Origin of the sequence: Prevotella melaninogenica, from assembly GCF_013267595.1 — a bacterium.
Taxonomy (GTDB): domain Bacteria; phylum Bacteroidota; class Bacteroidia; order Bacteroidales; family Bacteroidaceae; genus Prevotella; species Prevotella melaninogenica_D.
Window position 1 is genome coordinate 407,134 of the sequence record NZ_CP054011.1, and the last position, 19,304, is coordinate 426,437.

The window sequence follows — 19,304 nt, forward strand, 5'->3', positions numbered from 1 at the left end:
TATTTATACTCTAAAGAGCATATTTTATGCTCTTTTCATTTGTAGAATCCTTCCCCTTCGTTGGTAAGGGGAAGATAAAAATAGTATCATTATGAAACAGACAATTCCAGTTATAGGTATGGCTTGTTCCTCCTGTTCAGCCAATATAGAGAAGAAGTTGAATACACTCAAGGGTGTTAATTCTGCTTCTGTTTCGCTACCTGGTCGTTCAGCCTTGATTGATTTCAATCCTCAGGTAATCTCACTTGAGAAGATGAAGGCTGAAATCAATGCACTCGGATATGACTTAGTGATAGATAAGGAGACGTCGGTAGACGAGATAGAGAAGCGTGAGTATGTACTCCTAAAGCGTAAGACAGTGTTGTCATGGTTGTTCTCAATCGCTGTGATGTGTGTGTCTATGCGATGGATAGACTTGGGTTCTCGTGATATTACCAATCAGGTTGCATTATTGATAGCTTTGGCAAATATGCTTTATTGCGGTCGCCAGTTCTATGTATCTTCGTTTAGACAGTTGCGTCATGGCAGTGCAAACATGGATACATTGGTGGCTTTGTCTACGGGTATTGCCTTTCTTTTCAGTGCGTTTAACACGTTTTGGGGAGATGCAGTATGGGCAAGTAGGGGAGTTGTATGGCACACCTACTTTGATGCTTCAGTAATGATTATTACCTTCGTTTTGACTGGTAGACTGTTAGAAGAGAAGGCTAAAGACGGTACGGCATCTTCTATTCGTCAGATGATGGGTATGGCTCCGAAGACAGCACATATCGTTGATGGCGACAAGATAGAGGAGGTTCCACTCTCAACCATTGAGGTTGGGGATGTTTTGGAGGTTCGTCCTGGTGAAAAGGTACCTGTAGATGGTGAGGTGATTTGGGCAGAAAGCTTTATGACAGCTGATGCAGCCTACGTTGATGAGAGTATGATAACGGGTGAACCAACGCCTGCGGAGAAGAAAAAAGGCTCAAAGGTGTTGGCAGGAACAATACCAAGTCAAGGTAAGTTCCGTATGCGTGCTCGTCAAGTTGGTGAGGACACAGCCTTAGCTCACATAATTAAAATGGTGCAAGAAGCACAAGGTTCAAAGGCTCCAGTCCAACGAATCGTTGATAAGGCAGCCTTAGTATTTGTACCAGTGGTAGCTTGTATTGCTCTTGTTACCTTCCTTTTATGGTGGTTGATAGGTGGGAATAGTGCTTTACCACAGGCAATCATGTCGGCTGTAGCCGTCTTAGTCATTGCTTGTCCATGTGCAATGGGATTGGCAACACCTACTGCGCTTATGGTTGGTATTGGTAAAGCTGCTCAGAAGCAAATCCTTATTAAGGATGCTGCAGCCTTAGAGAGTCTGCGTAAGGTAGATGTGTTGGTGACCGATAAGACTGGTACTTTGACCATACCTAATAAGAACATCGACTTTACAAAGGCTGATAACCTTCCTTTTGAAGAGCGTGAAACATTAAAGCCTAATGCTCGTGAGGCAATGGATGAGCTGCAGAAGAAGGGGATTGAGGTCTATATGATGAGTGGAGATAAGGACGAGGCGGCTCGTTATTGGGCTGAAAAGGCTGGTATAAAACACTATCATAGTAAGGTGTTACCACAAGATAAGGAGAATCTTGTTAGACAGCTGCAAGCCGAAGGGAAGCGAGTAGCAATGGTTGGTGACGGTATTAACGATACACAAGCCTTGGCTTTGGCAGATGTAAGTATTGCTATTGGTAAGGGAACGGACGTAGCTATGGATGTAGCACAGGTGACACTCATGGGAGATGATTTGTCTGCTATCCCAGAAGCGATACAGTTGAGTCGCAATACAGTACGTATGATTTGGGAGAATCTCTTCTGGGCTTTCATCTATAACATTGTTTGTATCCCATTAGCAGCAGGTTTGCTTTATGCTTTTGGCATTGATTGGCAGATTACTCCATCGTTGGCAAGTGCGCTGATGGCATTCTCCAGTGTTAGTGTTGTACTTAACAGTCTTCGCTTACGGTGGATGAAATAGGATGAATTTAGTATTATAAAAAATAGAGTTTACTAATTACTCGTTCAGCAATGTGCTGTAGTAATTGTAAACTCTATTTTCTTATGTAAACCTGTTGACTGTTTATCTTACAGGATAATCGTATCGATTATTATTATAGAAACCATTACGTTGCGAAGGGAGGCGGTCAAACTCTACGCTAACAGAAATTGAATTCTGATTGTTTGAGCCCCATTGATAGGTCACACCACCACCAATTCTATCCATGTAGCGACTAACTCCGGTACCATAAGCCCAAGCCATTGGTCCATATCCGTATCCCATTGAAGCATAACCATAGCCGAAAGGTGAATAGCCAAAGCCACCATAGCCAGCCCAATAAGGTGAACCATAACCTCCGTAGCCAAAGGCATCTCCGAAGTTGTTAGATGTAAAAGCTTTCTGCACGAAGGCGTATGCACTCCAATGTTCATTGAACTGATATCCAAAGACAGCATTGATACCACCCACGAAGTAGTTATCACCACGATAGGTAAGATGGTTTACATATCCACCCACAGCCAATGTAGCCTTCTTTGATAGGTTCGTTACATACATTAATGACACATCCTGTGAGAAACCTGCACCATGATTGCTACCGTGACCAAAGCTTGCAAAGGCCGATGCACCAAGGTTGATGTTCAACCCCTTATGTAATCTCCATGCTCCAACACCATAACCCCAAGCCGGATAATAGAAATCATTGGGTGTAACGGTTTGTCCGTTCTCAGTAATGAGAGGTAGATTGTTGTCTATTTGTGCCTGTTGTGCACGGTCTTCAGCCAATCGTCTGGCATACTCCTTCTCAGCCTCTGTGGCTTCGCGTGGTCCTTGCAGACGTGCTGACTCTATAGGTTCCACAGTGGAAGTACTTCCATTGTGGTCTCCTTTTGTATTCTGTGCATACAATGGTATACAGAGAATAGCCGCTATTATGAAACTATATTTCCTCATTTACTTGCAAATATAAATATTTGGCAGTCAACTGCCAAGGATTTTAAAGATAATTAGTGCTTTTTCAAACTGGGGATATAAATACTCGAGTAATCCAGAAGTTCTTAATCCTTATAGTTTTATTTGGTGCGCATTATCAATGGAGGATCAGTCGTAAAGAAGAATACCGTTGCCCCATGGAACACCTGTCCAGGATACAATTCGTTACTTACTTTATCCATACCACTATTATATCCAGCATGTATTGGCTGTAATGAGATACCGCAACTCTCCTTACCATATGTGTTAATATTGAGTGTTGGTTCACTTGAGTAGACTGTCATAGCACGTCCACTCTGTGCATCAAAGAGGATTGCTGCAGCCTTCTGCATGTTATCAGGATGTCGCAACTGATAGGCATTGTCGTATCCCTTACTCGTACTCTTGATACGCTCACCAATTTCTCTTGGTTTGGTAAAGTCGAATGGAGTGTTTTTTATACGTTGAAGCACACCTGTCAACTGTCTTTTAATGTTGTAGGTGTTTATCTGAACAGCATCAATCCAGAGATGTTGTTTGAGGATAGAGCGGTGCATCTCTCCTGACAAGTTGAAGCAAATACCATTTGTTACTTCCAATTTGGTTTCGGCTGTCGTTGCAATACGATAGTCTACATCAAGGGCGTTTTGGTCAGATAGGGTGTAAGTAACTGTGGCGTTTAACTTTCCATCTAATCCATTCTCTCCTTGTGAAGTCACATATCGTAGTGTAACTGATTGGTTGTCAGAACTAACAAGTTCCCATGTCTTTCCAGACAGTGTCTCCTCATTATTTTTACCAAAGTAGATGAGCGTAGCACCTAAAGTCCGATCTTTCAAATACTCCTCCTTATTGGTATATCCTTTTACGACAGGCTCTAACCTACCATTCCAGTTGTGGGCAGTAAGTGAGACAAGGCGAGCACCATAGTTACTGATAACTGCCTCCATACCATTTCCGTTCACAAGTCGGATTTGTACCTGCTCTTGTGCGTGTGAACAGAGAACAACGCTAAGCATTGCTACTGTCAGTATTGCATATAACTGCTTCATAGGTTTCTTTATATGTTTATGCAAAGATAGTACCAGCGAGTGCAATGAAAGTTTTACTTTTGTATTGCCGAGTGCAGTCTATCTTATGCAAAGATAGTAAAAAAGATGATATGTGACTCAGAATTTCTTTATTTTAATAGAAGAGTATAACGTATTTTAGTGATAGAATTCATCGTATGAGTTAGCAGTTAGCGTTTTTCGGTCTTTAATTGGGTCAGTCCTAAAACCCAGTTGCAAGTCTACCCTCTTAAGCACATAATTTCATAAGTATTTATTAACCTGAACTCGGGATAAGAAAAGTCTGTAAAAAGTTGGTAATCTCATTATATTTTTGTAACTTTATAGTTGAAAATCAATCAATTACAATAAACATAACGATGATTACCAAGGACAAAATTACTGAAATTTTCTGTATTGCAGATGATTTCTGCAAAGAGTTTGAGTTAGAAACTGATAAAATAGGTCTCTCAGAAAAGAATAAAGGATGTCATCGCCATCGCAGGTGGCGTATGAGTAAGTCTGAAATCATAACGATTTTAATTTGCTTCCACTTTAATTCCTATCGTAATTTTCGTCACTATTATACCTTTTTCGTTAAAGAGCATTTAGCAGATTTATTTCCAAATCAATTGTCTTATAATCGTTTTCTTGAATTAGAGGCAAGAGTCTCTGTAGAGATGATGATGTTCCTGCAGATATGTTGTTTTGGGAGGTGTACTGGTATTAGTTTTATTGACTCAACTTGTATTCCAGTTTGCCATAATAAACGTATTTGTCGCAATAAGGTTTTTAGAAATTATGCAGTAAGAGGGAAAAGTACAATGGGATGGTATTTTGGATTCAAACTACATCTTATCTGTAATGAAAGAGGTGAGATTCTAAACTTTATGCTCACTAAAGCAAATGTTGATGACCGAGACAAAAATGTATTTAATAGGTTGACAGACAAAGTGTTTGGTAAATTATTTGCAGACAAAGGGTACATTTCTCAAGGATTATTTGAGCGATTGTTCAATGATGGAATAAATTTAGTTACTGGCATTAGGAGTAACATGAAAAATAAACTGATGCCACTTTATGATAGACTTCTTTTAAGGAAAAAATCTGTAATAGAGACTATCAATGATGAGCTAAAGAATGTAGCTCAATTAGTGCATTCAAGGCATAGAAGCATATTTAATTTCGCAATGAATGTTCTCTCTGCTATTGCAGCCTACAGCTTCTTTGAGAAGAAGCCAGCAGTGAACATAGACTTTGCTATAGAGCAACATTCGGGACAGCTTACATTATTCTAAAGTAATCTGTTTTATTATTATCTTTAGGCTCAATCAAAAGATTGAGTCTAAAGAGCCGTTGTACTAAACCAAACAGAAGAGTGGGATGATACTTATCCCGAGTTCAGGTTATTACCTTTGCATCATGAAGAGTCACCAATTATTACGTTGCATCTTTCCAGATGTACTTGCCGACTACTTTGATGTTGTCGATATTCACGAGAGTGTTTCGCAGTTTGACTTTTGGCTTGACGAGCGTAACTTTATGGAAAAGTCAGACCATAAGTTAGGCACTGTAAGCAGTTATGGTTTTACCAGCGAGCGTGTAATTCAGGACTTCCCCCTTCGTGGCAAAGCAGTTTACCTCCATGTTCGCCGTCGCAAGTGGCGTGACAGTTCCAACGGAGAGATATTTACTTATTCATATGATGACTTGACGGCCGAGGGCAGTAAACTATCCCCCGAGTTCGTTTCTTTTTTAAAAGAATAGAATTGAGTCCACTGCAGAGAGCATCGCAAGTATCGGTGCGCACTATGGCGTAAATGGTAAGCTGTTATCCACACAGTACAAGGAATATTTCAGTGATTACCGTAGCTGGGATCAGTTGGATCATGCTCAAGACTGGCTATTGTTTGAAGATAACATAGGTGAGAGTCTAAGTATTGATGAGACCTGTCTAAGCAGTGGCGAGGTTTATACTTTTCTGACCAACAAGGCGGGAAAGGGAAGAAAAGGGACTTTGGTAGCTGTGGTTAAAGGGACCAAAGCAGAGGATGTTATTCAGGTTCTCAAGAAGATAAACCTTTCTAAACGGAAGACAGTCAAGGAGATAACACTCGACTTGTCATCTTCTATGATGCGCATAGCCCGTGCCGTTTTTCCCAAAGCACTTATTACCAATGACAGATTTCATGTGCAGAAACTATATTATGATGCCCTGGATGATATGCGTATCGCTTACCGGTGGACGGCAAGAGATAAAGAAAATGAGGAGATAAAAGAAGCTAAATGTAAGGGAAAGGAATATATACCATTTAGATACAGCAATGGTGACACGCGTAAGCAGTTGCTCGCCAGAGCAAAGATCATATTGACCAAGCACAAGACCAAGTGGACTGAAACACAGAAAGGTAGGGCACAAATCATCTTTGAACATTATCCGACACTGAAAAGGCATATGATTTGGCTATGAAACTTACCGATATTTATAACATCAAGAGCATCAAGGATGCTGCAAGGCTGAAGCTGGCTAAATGGTTTAATGAGGTTGAAGAGCTGGGAGTGGACAATTTCTACACAGTGATTGACACGTTTGAAAATCATTATCAAACCATACTCAATTTCTTTGTAAACAGAGCTACGAATGCAAATGCCGAGTCATTCAATGCTAAAGTTAAGGCATTCAGGGCATAGTTCAGAGGAGTCACAGATTTTCCTTTCTTTTTATATTATTGCTGTCTGGTAAAAACAAACTGAAAGCTCTGTATCTTTTTACTCATCGGTGTTGCAGCCGTTTTACTTATCCAGGGGGCTTGGTTTTCAGTTTCAAACTGTAAGCATTATAAAATGTGCTTATATTGACAAGGAGAGCCCTATAATAACCAGATAAATTAATGAAATCATAAGTTTAAGTCTATTTTAACTAACACAGATAACTCCAAAAAAGTTTTATCGGACACCAATATTTTTATATAGACTTCACTAGTGTCCACTAAAAGTGGTCCTAGTCAAAATTAAACAATAGCAGTTCATTTGAACTAATTCGTTCTTTGTCATTATTGAATATAGTTTTGTCAAAAGGTTCTCTCAAAGGAGTCTTGTCTGTTAATGAGATACTAAGTATCTGTAATACTTCATAAGTACTCCTTTCGAGTCTCATGTCATGTTGGATAATAGCTACCAGACAATAAGCCGATATTGCTGAATAGATTTGTGTCCTAACGGCGTTTTCTGTTGTCCCCCAGAATTTCTTAACCTTGAGATGCTGCTTGAGCCATTTGAAGAAAAGTTCGACTTACCACCTATTTTTATATAGGTTTGCAATCTGCAGTGCTGAGAGATGTTTAGCATTAGTCAGATAAGTAAACTCTCTGTTCAACTCTTCATCCCAGTACTGGCTAAGCCTGAGAGATTCAGGATAGTATTGGTGAGGATAATATCCTGTCAATTTGATTTCAGCATCCGAGAGTATATTTTTGGGGAAGTCTACGGCTCCATTTAACACACTTCTACTGGAGATTCTTCTTGGACCTGACCACAAAGAAAGAATCTAATGTCTTGATTCTATAGAGTCGTTTAAAGTCATTATAACCTCGATCAAAAACATAGTATGAGCCTATTTCATAAGGGATTACGTCCATTGCATTGACATCATTCACTTTAGCACTCGTGATATGGAAGAATGTTGGTATTTGAGTCTCAATGTCGTAGAGAGTATGTATTTTAATACCACCCTTATGTTTGCGAAACTTTGCCCACCAGAATACGTCCAGACACAAATCTATTGTCTTAGAGTCGAATGCATAGATATTGCCAGCTAGCTTAAAGATGTCAACGGCGCACTTACGCCTAGCTTCATCAACAAGAAAATAAGCAAAATCCTCAGAGATGCGATAGTCTCGATTCTGATTTGCTTTGGCAAGATTACTCTTTGTCACATGTTTGCCAAATCCTAGGTGATAACTTTTCTTTTGGTGAGCATTGATAGCGACTATTAGATCACGAAGACTTTCTCGATTACTAAGTTGACCAAATATGAGGGTAAGCAACTGATTCCAGCAACTAAAGAACTTCACATACTTATCACCTCCGTATTTACGTACGAGATAATTGAAGTGATTTCTGTCAAGAAATGAGACTAACTGAGCGAAAACGTATTTGTCTTTATACATATGCAGAATCTGATGATACCCTGCAAAGGTACAAATTCAAATCCGTTGACTCTGAAAACCTTTGCAACTAGCTATTTTTCAACTATTTCAAAGAATAATTACTGATTTTAAGTGGACAGCAGTGTATAGACTTATGAAATTGTGTGCTTAACCCAAGTTTAACACCCACTTTCGCCTAATTGTTACTGTCACCGTACTTTTCTCGTTTTTCTTATGGGCTCTGTGTCCTACAAATTTTATTCTTTTTGAATGGTGAGTGTTTTAAGTTCAACTTATCGTATATTTGTTTTGCTTGCTTCGAAGGACTACCACATTGGCGCATCTCGATGGTTTCACCTAATGGATTCTTCCCTTTTGTGGTGACGAGCTTTTGGGTGCTCATACGTCGTACTATCTCGGTCCAGTAACAGGATTCTCCTTCTCGTTTTAATTGACAACGGATGGTGTTTACCACCCAGTAGGCTAATAAACCGAAGAAAAGGTGTGCGTCGCTTCGCTCATCTTTCTGATGATAGATAGGACGGAGGTTGAGATCATTCTTTAGTTGTCTGTTCGTACATTCTATTTCACGAATGAGATTGTAGTATTCCCATGTCACACGCTCAGAAAGTGTCCTGACATTGCTGCGGAGGAAATAGACTCCGTGACCAGATTCCATTGCCGAGAGGTCTTTTATCTCCCAGTCTACACGCAGCATCTCCTTGAGTATCTTCTCATTTTTTATGTAGCTTATCTGGTAGAATTTCGCTATAGAAGGGTACTTCTGTATGGCACGTCCTGTACGTTCAACAACCTTTTCATAGGTTTTTGTTCCACCTTTCTTGGAGATTCCATCGTTTATCCTCTGCAGTTCCATCTCAAAACGCTCTTTCCAAACCCTGTTCATGGACGACTCTGTCATAGCTTTCGAAGGAGATGTTATTTCGAGATAATAATCCTCATCATCCTCTGTCTTAACCTCTTTCAGCGTTATCTTCTGCCGACGGGCATCCATTACCGTAACACTCTTGTTATCATCACTGAGCGTATAGTCTTTCATTTTCGTACGGGATACGCAGAGATAATTGTAACCCTTTTTCTTTATTAGCTCCAAGTTCTCTTCCGTGGCAACACCTGCATCCATGACAACAAGCGTATCCTTGGTTCGTGATGGATTCCTCTTTGCCAGCGTATCAATCATATTGGGTAGAGACTTGGGATCTGCTGTATTACCCTCTAAGATAGAAGAATAACGTATAAAACCTTCTTGATTGATACATAATGCAAGTACAAGTAGCTTACAGTCAGAGCGTTTTTCTTTTGAACGACCGAACTTGGCTTTATCGCTATTACGCTTACTACCCTCGAAATAGAAGTTGGTTAAGTCGAAGAGCATCAACTTGTTGTCTATATTAAAGATATCGTCAGTAACGCTGCACAGATGACGCTCTAACTGTTCCTTTAGTTCATACAACTTGTCAGTGATTTTATACAGAGAATTGATCCCTGGTGTCCAGCCAGGAACTCCACTGTAAAGTTCGCCAGCAGCTGAGTTATCGCGCAAATAATAATAAGATGAACGTTCAGAGACTGCATATACCGTGCGAACAATCAATGCTGACAAAGCCGTGTGTATCGCATTCTCCGTCCACCCGTTTTTGCGCAGAAAACCCTCTAACTGCAGCTTGTCTATCGTCTGCTTGCAGAGCCACTCTGCACCAACATTCCTTGCGTCAGTATAGTTTGCCGTCTCGAGGTCAATGTAGTTCTCATATTTTCTCAGCGACTTCTGCTCTTCCTTATTAAACCGATCGATTCCACCTTCTTTCTCCATACGGCTCCACCATTCGTCAGCCTTTGCCTGTTCAATAGGAGTAAGTCCCTCAAGGCGTTCTTTGAAAAGCGAGGGTGTACTTCTGGTTTTGAAGCGTTCGGTAAGAGCGTATGCAATTTTTCGAACCTGTACAGCAGTAAGTGAAGGTTCAAAACCTATGTTCAACAGAATTAGCGAATGTACATGACCCTGCACGTCACGATATGACTCCTTGATGCGATAATAAGGAGCCATGTCGCCTGTGGCAGGGTTGAATCGTGTCTGTACATTTGCGTGCATGAGTGCAAAGTAACAAAATATTTTTGATATGGCTGTGTCCTACAAATCAGATTTTACTCCTCGTTACAATACCCTATACTTGATTATCAATCATTTATCAAATTGATACTACACAAAACATCCCGAAAATTTATGAAAAATAATTTTGCCGGTTAAACTTGGGTTAAATATTGTAGTTTACTGTCTTTTATCGTTTCTCCAATAAGACAACGTTCTCAACGTGTGGTGTTTGTGGGAACATGTCTACAGGTTGGACGGCAGAAACTTTATAGTCTGCATCGAGCAGAGCAAGGTCACGCGCTTGTGTTGCAGGGTTGCAACTGACGTAAACAATTCGCTTTGGACTTGCTCCGAGTATAACGTTCACAACGTCTGGATGCATACCTGCACGTGGAGGGTCTGTGATGATAACGTCCGGACGTCCATGCTCACTGATAAAGTCCTCTGTAAGAATGTCTTTCATGTCACCTGCATAGAATAGTGTGTTGTCAATCTTGTTGACTTCTGAGTTAACCTTTGCATCTTCTATTGCCTCTGGAACATATTCAATACCAATTACTTTCTGAGCTTTCTTTGCTACGAAGTTAGCAATTGTACCCGTACCCGTATAGAGGTCATATACAAGCTCGTTACCTGTAAGGTTGGCAAATTCGCGTGCAACAGAATAGAGGTGATATGCCTGTTCTGTATTGGTCTGGTAGAAACTCTTTGGTCCCACCTTGAATCTTAAGTCTTCCATCGTTTCAAAGATATGGTCATTACCTTTGAAAAGTGTTAGTTCAAGGTCGTTGAATGTATCGTTACCTTTCTGATTATCAACGTAGAAGAGCGAAGAAATTTGTGGAAAACGGTCTGCAATATGCTGCATTAATGCCTTTGCACGCTCATCGTCTCCCTCCTCATCATAGTGGAACTGTACAAGTACCATCCATTCGCCTGTATTAGAGTTGCGCACCATAATATCTCGCAATAAGCCATGTTGTGCACGAATATCGTAGAACTTCATTCCAGTAGAGAATGCATAGTCGCGTATAGCCTTGCGAATCTTGTTGCAGAGGTCGTCCATCAACCAGCATTTCTCTATAGGATATACCTTGTCAAAGGCACCTGTAATATGGAAGCCAATGGCTCCTTCAGCCAAGCCAACGCCTTTTGGTAGAGCTTTTAACTCTTCTTCTGTATACCAACGCTTATTAGCACAACCAAATTCGAGCTTGTTACGATATTCCTTGGTGTGTACTGAACCCATGATTGGACGAAACTCAGGGAGCTCAACCTTGCCAATACGACTCAGTTGATCATATACTTGTTGTTGCTTTGCTTTCAACTGTTCTTCGTAAGGAAGGTTTTGCCACTTACATCCACCACAGATGCCAAAGTGTTCACACATAGGTTCCTGACGTACAGCACTTTTACTGATGAAGCGTATGACTGTAGCTTCACAATAACTACGCTTCTTCTTGCGCACCTGAAGGTCAACTATGTCCCCTGGTACAACAAAAGGAACAAAAATAACTTTATCATCAACATGTGCAACACATTTACCTTCGGCCGCCACAGCTTCTATTGTGACATTCTCCAGAATGGGTAATGGCTTTCTTTTTCTACTCATAATCTGTTTTGTATTTCGCTGCAAAGTTACTAAATTTTTCCCGTTTGTAGTCTGCTTGATAGTTTTTATCAAGTCTGTGTTCGCTAACAAAGCAAAAATGTAAGGTGAAGATAGCAATTTTTATAGAAAAGTTTGTTACTTTACCTATTTATTGGTATATTTGCACTATAGAAATAACTAAAATTCATTATCATTTTTAACTTATGAGCGAAAAGAGAGTTTATACCTTTGGTAATGGTAAGGCTGAGGGTAAGGCTGATATGAGAAATCTCCTTGGTGGCAAGGGCGCCAATCTGGCTGAGATGAATCTCATCGGTGTACCTGTTCCTCCAGGTTTCACAATTACCACTGACGTATGTACTGAGTATTATGAGAAAGGTAAAGAGACTGTAGTAGGCTTGCTGAAGGCAGAAGTAGAGAATAGTGTTAAGCATGTAGAAAGCTTGATGAATTCAACCTTCGGTGACCCAGCTAATCCTCTCCTGATGAGTGTACGTTCTGGTGCACGTGCTTCTATGCCAGGTATGATGGATACAATTCTTAACCTTGGTCTTAATGACGCAGTGGTTGCTGGATTGATTGAGAAGACGGGTAACGAGCGTTTTGCTTACGATAGTTACCGTCGTTTTGTACAGATGTACGGTGATGTTGTTTTGGGCATGAAGCCTGTAAACAAAGAAGATATTGATCCATTTGAGGCAATTATCCAGCAGGTTAAGGCTGAGCGTGGAATTAAACTCGACAACGAGATGACTGTTGAAGACTTGAAGCAGCTTGTAGCTCTCTTCAAGAAGGCTATCAAGGAGCAGACTGGTAAGGACTTCCCTGATGATCCAATGGAGCAGTTGTGGGGTGCTATTTGTGCTGTGTTTGATTCATGGATGAACGAGCGTGCTATCCTTTACCGTAAAATGGAGGGTATTCCACAAGAGTGGGGTACAGCAGTAACAGTTCAGGCAATGGTATTCGGTAATATGGGAGAATCATCTGCAACAGGTGTTTGCTTCTCTCGTGATGCTGGTACTGGTGAGAATCTCTTCAATGGTGAGTATCTTATCAATGCACAGGGTGAGGATGTTGTTGCAGGTATCCGTACTCCACAGCAGATTACAAAAGAAGGCTCACTCCGTTGGGCTGCACAGCAAAATATTGATGAAGAGACTCGTGCAACTAAATATCCTTCAATGGAAGAGGCTATGCCTGAGTTGTACAAGCAGCTCTATGCACTCCAAGATAAGTTGGAGAAGCACTACCATGATATGCAGGATATGGAGTTTACAGTACAAGAAGGTAAGCTTTGGTTCCTCCAGACTCGTAATGGTAAGCGTACAGGTACTGCAATGGTTAAGATTGCTATGGACCTGCTTCATGAAGGTGAGATTGATGAGAAGACAGCGCTTATGCGTTGTGAACCAAACAAACTTGACGAACTCCTCCACCCAGTCTTCGATAAGGAGGCATTGGCTCAGGCACATGTGTTGACACGTGGTTTGCCAGCTTCTCCAGGTGCTGCAAGTGGTCAGGTTGTATTCTTCGCTGACGATGCTACAAGGTGGCATGAGGATGGTCGTCAGGTTATCATGGTTCGTATTGAAACATCTCCAGAGGACCTCGCAGGTATGTCTGCTGCTGAGGGTATCTTGACAGCTCGTGGTGGTATGACTTCACACGCAGCCGTTGTTGCTCGTGGTATGGGTAAGTGCTGTGTCAGTGGTGCTGGTGCAATCATGGTTGACTATAAGGCGCGTACCTTAGAGATTGATGGAACTATTATCCGTGAGGGTGACTATATCTCTTTGAATGGTTCAACAGGTGAAGTTTATCTCGGTGAGGTTAAGACTCGTCCAGCTGAGGTAACAGGTGACTTCGCTGAGCTGATGGATCTTTGTAAGAAGTATAGCAAGTTGGTTGTTCGTACCAACGCAGATACTCCACACGATGCAGAAGTAGCAAGCAACTTCGGTGCTGTTGGTATCGGTCTTTGCCGTACAGAGCACATGTTCTTTGAGAACGAGAAGATTAAGGCTATGCGTGAGATGATTCTCGCTAACACTACTGAGGAGCGTGAAAGAGCACTTGACAAGCTCTTGCCTTATCAGAAGCAGGACTTCTATGGTATCTTGAAGTGTATGGACGGTTTACCAGTTAACATCCGTCTGCTCGATCCTCCTTTGCATGAGTTTGTTCCACATGACCTTAAGGGACAGGAAGTTATGGCTGAAGAGATGGGCGTTAGCGTTCAGTTTATTCAGAGTCGTGTAAGTGCACTCTCTGAGAGCAATCCAATGTTGGGTCTTCGTGGTTGCCGTTTGGGTAACACATTCCCAGAGATTACTGCAATGCAGACTAAGGCTATCCTCGGTGCAGCTGTTCTGTTGAAGAAGGAAGGCTTCAATCCTAAGCCAGAGATTATGGTACCATTGGTTGGTATTGTTAATGAGCTGGATATTCAAGAGAACATTATTCGCAAGACTGCAAATAAACTTTTCAAGAAGGAAGGCGTTGAGGTCGAATTCAAGGTGGGTACGATGATTGAGATTCCTCGTGCTGCTTTGACAGCTGATGTTATTGCACAGAAGGCAGAATACTTTAGCTTCGGTACAAATGACTTGACTCAGATGACCTTCGGTTATAGCCGTGACGATATCGCAAGCTTCTTGCCAAGCTACTTGGAGAAGAAGATTCTCGATGTTGACCCATTCCAGGTTCTCGACCAGAAGGGTGTCGGTCAGTTAATTCAAATGGGTGTTGAGAAGGGCCGCAAGACTCGCAAGAACCTCAAGTGTGGTATCTGTGGTGAGCATGGTGGTGAGCCAAGTTCTGTTAAGTTCTGCCATCGTGTAGGTCTTAATTACGTTAGCTGCTCTCCATTCCGCGTGCCTATCGCAAGACTTGCTGCGGCACAAGCAGCAGTGGAAGAAATGAAGTAATTTCTTAGAAATATATTTTTTAGGCGGTATACCATGTTTTTACGTAGGTATACCGCCTATTTTTATATTTTATAAATGTATACCAAAAGAAGTAGAGCCTTTACCTTTCGCTCTCACTTCTAATTTACTAAGTTCATTACAACAATCTTACTTTATACCAATATGCAATTTATTAAATCAGCGTTTATAGCACTTGCGTTGTTCTCTACGATAGGAGGAACGACTGCTTCTACAAAGAGAAATACGAATATTCAGTCTGGAACGGTTTACATTTGTACGGGTCCAAAGGCAAGAAAGTATCATTCAAACCAAAATTGCCGTGGTCTTAATAGATGCTCTGGCAGTATAAAAAGCCTTTCTGTGAGTGCGGCAAAGTCAAAAGGCTTTAGTCCATGCAGGATTTGTTATAGATAGTTTGTTTATAAACTATGTTTTAAAACATAGCAAGAAGTATGTAATATGCAGTCTTGAACCTTTATAGTTAAGTGTAAAGCAACGCTTTTTATATTCGTTCTCTACTTTTTACAGTTTCTTTTTACTATGAGTAGAAGGCTATTAGTGCTATACACTATGTTTAATTTATGAATAGAATTATTTTTACGCGAGAAGAAATATTAATCTTACTAACGTAAGAGTTGAGTACGTCTAATAATCCTGTTTATATGTTGTTCTTTGAGAAATGAAAAGTTGTTTGCTCTCTTAAAAATGTAACGATATAACTATAGTATTTTTAATTTCATTTTGCTGTCACTTTTAATACTTTATGTAAACGTGTTACAAATCAGTAGGTTATAAGCTATTCTCTTGTGACACGAGTGACAGGAACTTTCATATTAAGGATTTCTTTCATTGTAGAAAAAATAGGGATATTATAATGAATGTGAGAAATAGCGTTTCTGAGGCGGACTCGTTCTTGGCAGTAAGGATCTTAGAGGTGTTTTTACAGTTATGATACATCTTATTTTTTCTCCATAGTGGATGAGCCACAATAGCCCTTTTTATCATGTCATATCATCGAGCGGATACTTAGCACCAATGGTGTGGACGGTGAACACTAATAGTGCGGACGGTTATGACACGTAGAATCACTAAGGATAATAAAACATGTTGGTCACGAATAAGCCTAAAGGAGAATAGAGGTTTACCTCATAAATATCTATAGTAGTATCACTTTAAATGGCCGATGAAACAAAAAAAAGGAGTGTGCCAAATGACACACCCCCTTTTTATATTAGTTTCTAAATACTAAGCCTTCGCCGAAGCTGTCGATGATGACAGGCTTGTCACGGTTGACTGTACCTGCAAGCAATGACTTACTGAGGTCGTTCAATACGTAACGTTGGATAGCTCTCTTGACAGGACGTGCACCGAACTCTGGGTCGTAGCCAACATCTGAAAGATAATTGATGGCTGGGTCGGTCCACTGAAGTTCAATACCCTGTGGCTCTAACATATCCTTAACTCTCTCCAACTGTAGACGAACAACATCACCAATCTGCTCTTTTGTCAATGGCAAGAACATGATAGTCTCGTCGATACGATTGAGGAATTCAGGACGAATTGTCTTCTTCAACATATCCATTACTGCAACTTTTGCCTTGTCGATTACCTCCTCACGGTTAGTATCGTTAAGATGTTCAAACTGTTGCTGGATATATTGTGAACCAAGATTAGACGTCATGATGATAATCGTATTCTTGAAGTTCACTGTTCGTCCCTTATTGTCTGTCAGATGACCATCGTCCAACACCTGCAGAAGGATGTTGAATACGTCTGGATGTGCCTTCTCAATCTCATCAAAGAGTACGACAGAGTAAGGCTTGCGACGTACAGCCTCAGTCAACTGACCACCCTCATCATAGCCTACATATCCTGGAGGCGCACCGATGAGTCGAGTTACACTGAACTTCTCTTGATACTCACTCATATCAATTCGGGTCATCATAGACTCGTCATTGAAGAGATAATCAGCCAATGCCTTTGCCAACTCGGTCTTACCAGTACCCGTTGTACCTAAGAAGATGAAGGAAGCAATTGGCTTCTTTGGATCTTGCAATCCTGCACGTGAGCGACGAACAGCATCTGCTACAGCTGTGATAGCCTCATCTTGTCCGATGACACGCTTGTGTAGTTCATCCTCCAAGTGGAGTAGTTTATCCTTCTCACTCTGTAACATTCGTGTGACAGGAATACCCGTCCAACGGCTCACAACCTCAGCGATATCATCTGCTGTAACCTCCTCGCGCACTATTGCTTGCCCATCTTGTGTGGTTTGCAACTGCTGTTGGATGTTCTTGATATCGTCTTCTAATTGCTTTAGTCGTGAGTATCTAATCTCGGCAACACGCTCGTAATTACCCTCACGCTCGGCACGGTCAGCCTCATACTTGAGCTGTTCAATCTCTTGTTTGTCCTGCTGAATTTTATTCACCAGTCCACGTTCGCCTTCCCACTTTGCACGGAATCCATGTTCCTGCTCTTTGAGTTCAGCGATTTCCTTGTCGAGTTGTGCAATCTTTTCTGTGTCGTTCTCGCGCTTGATAGCCTCACGCTCAATCTCAAGCTGCTTCAATCTACGAGTGATTTCATCCAACTCCTCTGGTACAGAGTCACGTTCCATACGCAGTTTTGCAGCAGCCTCATCCATCAAGTCGATAGCCTTATCTGGCAAGAAACGGTCTGAAATATAACGCTCAGAGAGCTTAACAGCTGCGATACAAGCATCATCTTGGATACGTACCTTGTGATGATTCTCATAACGTTCCTTCAATCCACGAAGGATAGAGATAGCATCCAACTCGTCTGGTTCATCTACTAATACGGTTTGGAAACGACGCTCAAGCGCCTTATCTTTCTCAAAATACTTCTGATATTCATTGAGTGTTGTTGCACCGATAGCTCTTAATTCGCCACGTGCTAAGGCTGGTTTAAGGATATTTGCAGCATCCATGGCACCTTCGCCACCACCTGCACCAACCAATGTGTGAATCTCGTCAATGAAGAGAATGATGTTACCATCAGCCTGCATCACTTCCTTAACAACGCTTTTGAGACGCTCCTCGAATTCACCTTTATACTTAGCACCAGCCAACATCGCACCCATATCCAATGAGTAGAGTTGCTTGTCCTTTAAGTTTTCTGGCACATCACCACGAACGATTCTCTCTGCTAATCCCTCAACGATAGCTGTCTTACCAGTACCTGGCTCACCAATGAGAATAGGGTTGTTCTTTGTACGACGAGATAGAATCTGTAATACTCTACGAATCTCCTCATCACGACCAATCACTGGGTCGAGTTTTCCTGCACGAGCATCTTCAATAAGGTTGCGTGCATATTTCTGTAATGACTGATAGTTCTCATCACCACTTTGCGACTGTACCTTCTGACCTTGTCTAAGGTCATTGATAGCAGCTGTCATTTCCTTCTCTGTACAACCCGCATCTTTCAATATACGGCTTGCGGTTGAGTTCACAGCAAGTAGGGCGAGTAGCATCGGTTCGATACTAACGAATTCATCACCCATCTTCTGGGAGGTCTCTACTGTACGCTGCATCACCTGATTGGTTTCAGAAGAGAGGTAGGGTTCACCACCAGATACTTTTGGTAAGTGGCTCATCTCATTCTGAATGGCAGTCTCCACAGCTTGTGCATTGACGCCAATTTTCTGGAAGACGTAATTTATTACGTCCTTTCCTTTATCCATTACACCAGCTAATATGTGTACTGGCTCAATGGTCTGCTGTCCATTTCGCTGTGCAATGTTTATCGCACTCTGAACAGCTTCTTGTGCTTTGATTGTAAATTTCTCAAATGTCATATTCAAATCTCCTTCCTATAGCTCCTACACCTTTATAATAGGCTTCAGAACTTGTTCTTATTTTTTTGTTTCTATTGCCTATATCTCAAACCTTGTGCCTATAGGTGTTTTGTGTCAAATTGTCGCTTGTGTTAGACAATTTGGCAGTTGTTTGTTTCTTAAAAAGAGAGGGAAGGGAGGTGGGGAATGTGCTTTTCAATGTTTAGTTCTCTTGGCGTTGACAGTATATAAATGCACAGATATAAATAAGTAAGCCCCAAAGAATATAGAAAACCTTTCGTAAAGCATATCTGTTTGTTCCATCCAAAGATAAGAAAAGATATCAGGCTCATCCAATATATAGAGTGATAAACTGAAGCATTTATATTATAAGGCACACATAGCAACTCTAAGTTTGCAGTAAGAAACTTAAAGTTGCTCTGTTTGATATTTCTTATAATTCTAAATACAAAAGGTAAACTTTATCATTTCCAAGTTTTGAAGACGCATTTTTGTCCGTATTTTTCGTATGATGATTTTGTAAAGACCATAAAACGGCTTGCAAATAACACCCAATTGGCTTGCAAAAGATGCCCTTTTGATGTCTAACTAACGCCCTTTTGAAGTCTTACTAAGCACCTTTTAAAATCTG

The 19,304-nt window shown here is 41.1% G+C and carries 10 protein-coding genes and 1 pseudogene; 5 read left to right on the forward strand and 6 right to left on the reverse strand.

Annotated elements, in window-relative coordinates; all coding sequences use genetic code 11:
- Window positions 1-91: 91 nt before the first annotated feature.
- Complete coding sequence (locus FIU21_RS06870) at window positions 92-2,011, forward strand: heavy metal translocating P-type ATPase (protein WP_004360534.1); 1,920 nt, start codon at window positions 92-94, stop codon at window positions 2,009-2,011.
- A 102-nt stretch (window positions 2,012-2,113) separates the two neighbouring features.
- Here the strand turns inward: FIU21_RS06870 and FIU21_RS06875 are convergent, their stop codons facing one another.
- Window positions 2,114-2,983 (reverse strand): hypothetical protein, encoded by an 870-nt coding sequence (locus FIU21_RS06875; RefSeq protein ID WP_036886422.1) that lies wholly within the window; start codon window positions 2,981-2,983, stop codon window positions 2,114-2,116.
- A 119-nt stretch (window positions 2,984-3,102) separates the two neighbouring features.
- Window positions 3,103-4,053: an aldose epimerase family protein gene (locus tag FIU21_RS06880; RefSeq protein ID WP_004360536.1), complete on the reverse strand. Its 951-nt coding sequence runs from the start codon at window positions 4,051-4,053 to the stop codon at window positions 3,103-3,105.
- A gap of 377 nt (window positions 4,054-4,430) precedes the next feature.
- Here FIU21_RS06880 and FIU21_RS06885 point away from each other — a divergent pair, with 377 nt between their 5' ends.
- The 3 genes and pseudogenes from FIU21_RS06885 (at window position 4,431) to FIU21_RS06895 (ending at window position 6,741) form a co-directional block, all read left to right on the forward strand.
- Window positions 4,431-5,348 carry an IS982 family transposase gene (locus tag FIU21_RS06885; RefSeq protein WP_172891338.1) on the forward strand — a complete coding sequence of 306 codons (918 nt, stop codon included), beginning with the start codon at window positions 4,431-4,433 and terminating at the stop codon, window positions 5,346-5,348.
- A 124-nt stretch (window positions 5,349-5,472) separates the two neighbouring features.
- The gene (locus FIU21_RS06890; protein WP_007369112.1) at window positions 5,473-5,817 is read left to right on the forward strand and encodes an ISAon1 family transposase N-terminal region protein; all 345 of its coding nucleotides are present in this window, start codon (window positions 5,473-5,475) and stop codon (window positions 5,815-5,817) included.
- 1 nt (window position 5,818) lies between these two features.
- A pseudogene (locus FIU21_RS06895) lies at window positions 5,819-6,741 on the forward strand (ISAon1 family transposase).
- Window positions 6,742-7,556: 815 nt separating this feature from the next.
- On the opposite strand, the gene FIU21_RS13535 reads toward FIU21_RS06895, so the two are convergent.
- The 3 genes from FIU21_RS13535 to rlmD all read right to left on the reverse strand — a co-directional run bounded on the left by FIU21_RS13535 (window position 7,557) and on the right by rlmD (window position 11,923).
- Window positions 7,557-8,219: an IS4 family transposase gene (locus tag FIU21_RS13535; RefSeq protein ID WP_004360818.1), complete on the reverse strand. Its 663-nt coding sequence runs from the start codon at window positions 8,217-8,219 to the stop codon at window positions 7,557-7,559.
- A 211-nt stretch (window positions 8,220-8,430) separates the two neighbouring features.
- Entirely contained in the window at window positions 8,431-10,311 is a 1,881-nt protein-coding gene (locus tag FIU21_RS06910; RefSeq protein ID WP_172891341.1) for an IS1634 family transposase, read from the reverse strand.
- Between the two features lie 187 nt (window positions 10,312-10,498).
- Window positions 10,499-11,923: a 23S rRNA (uracil(1939)-C(5))-methyltransferase RlmD gene (gene rlmD, locus FIU21_RS06915; protein ID WP_004360820.1), complete on the reverse strand. Its 1,425-nt coding sequence runs from the start codon at window positions 11,921-11,923 to the stop codon at window positions 10,499-10,501.
- Window positions 11,924-12,126: 203 nt separating this feature from the next.
- On the opposite strand from rlmD, the gene ppdK reads away from it, so the two are divergent.
- Window positions 12,127-14,853: a pyruvate, phosphate dikinase gene (gene ppdK, locus FIU21_RS06920; RefSeq protein ID WP_004360822.1), complete on the forward strand. Its 2,727-nt coding sequence runs from the start codon at window positions 12,127-12,129 to the stop codon at window positions 14,851-14,853.
- 1,231 nt (window positions 14,854-16,084) lie between these two features.
- Here ppdK and clpB read toward each other — a convergent pair.
- The gene (clpB, locus tag FIU21_RS06925) at window positions 16,085-18,673 is read right to left on the reverse strand and encodes an ATP-dependent chaperone ClpB (RefSeq protein WP_004360824.1); all 2,589 of its coding nucleotides are present in this window, start codon (window positions 18,671-18,673) and stop codon (window positions 16,085-16,087) included.
- Window positions 18,674-19,304 lie beyond the last annotated feature (631 nt).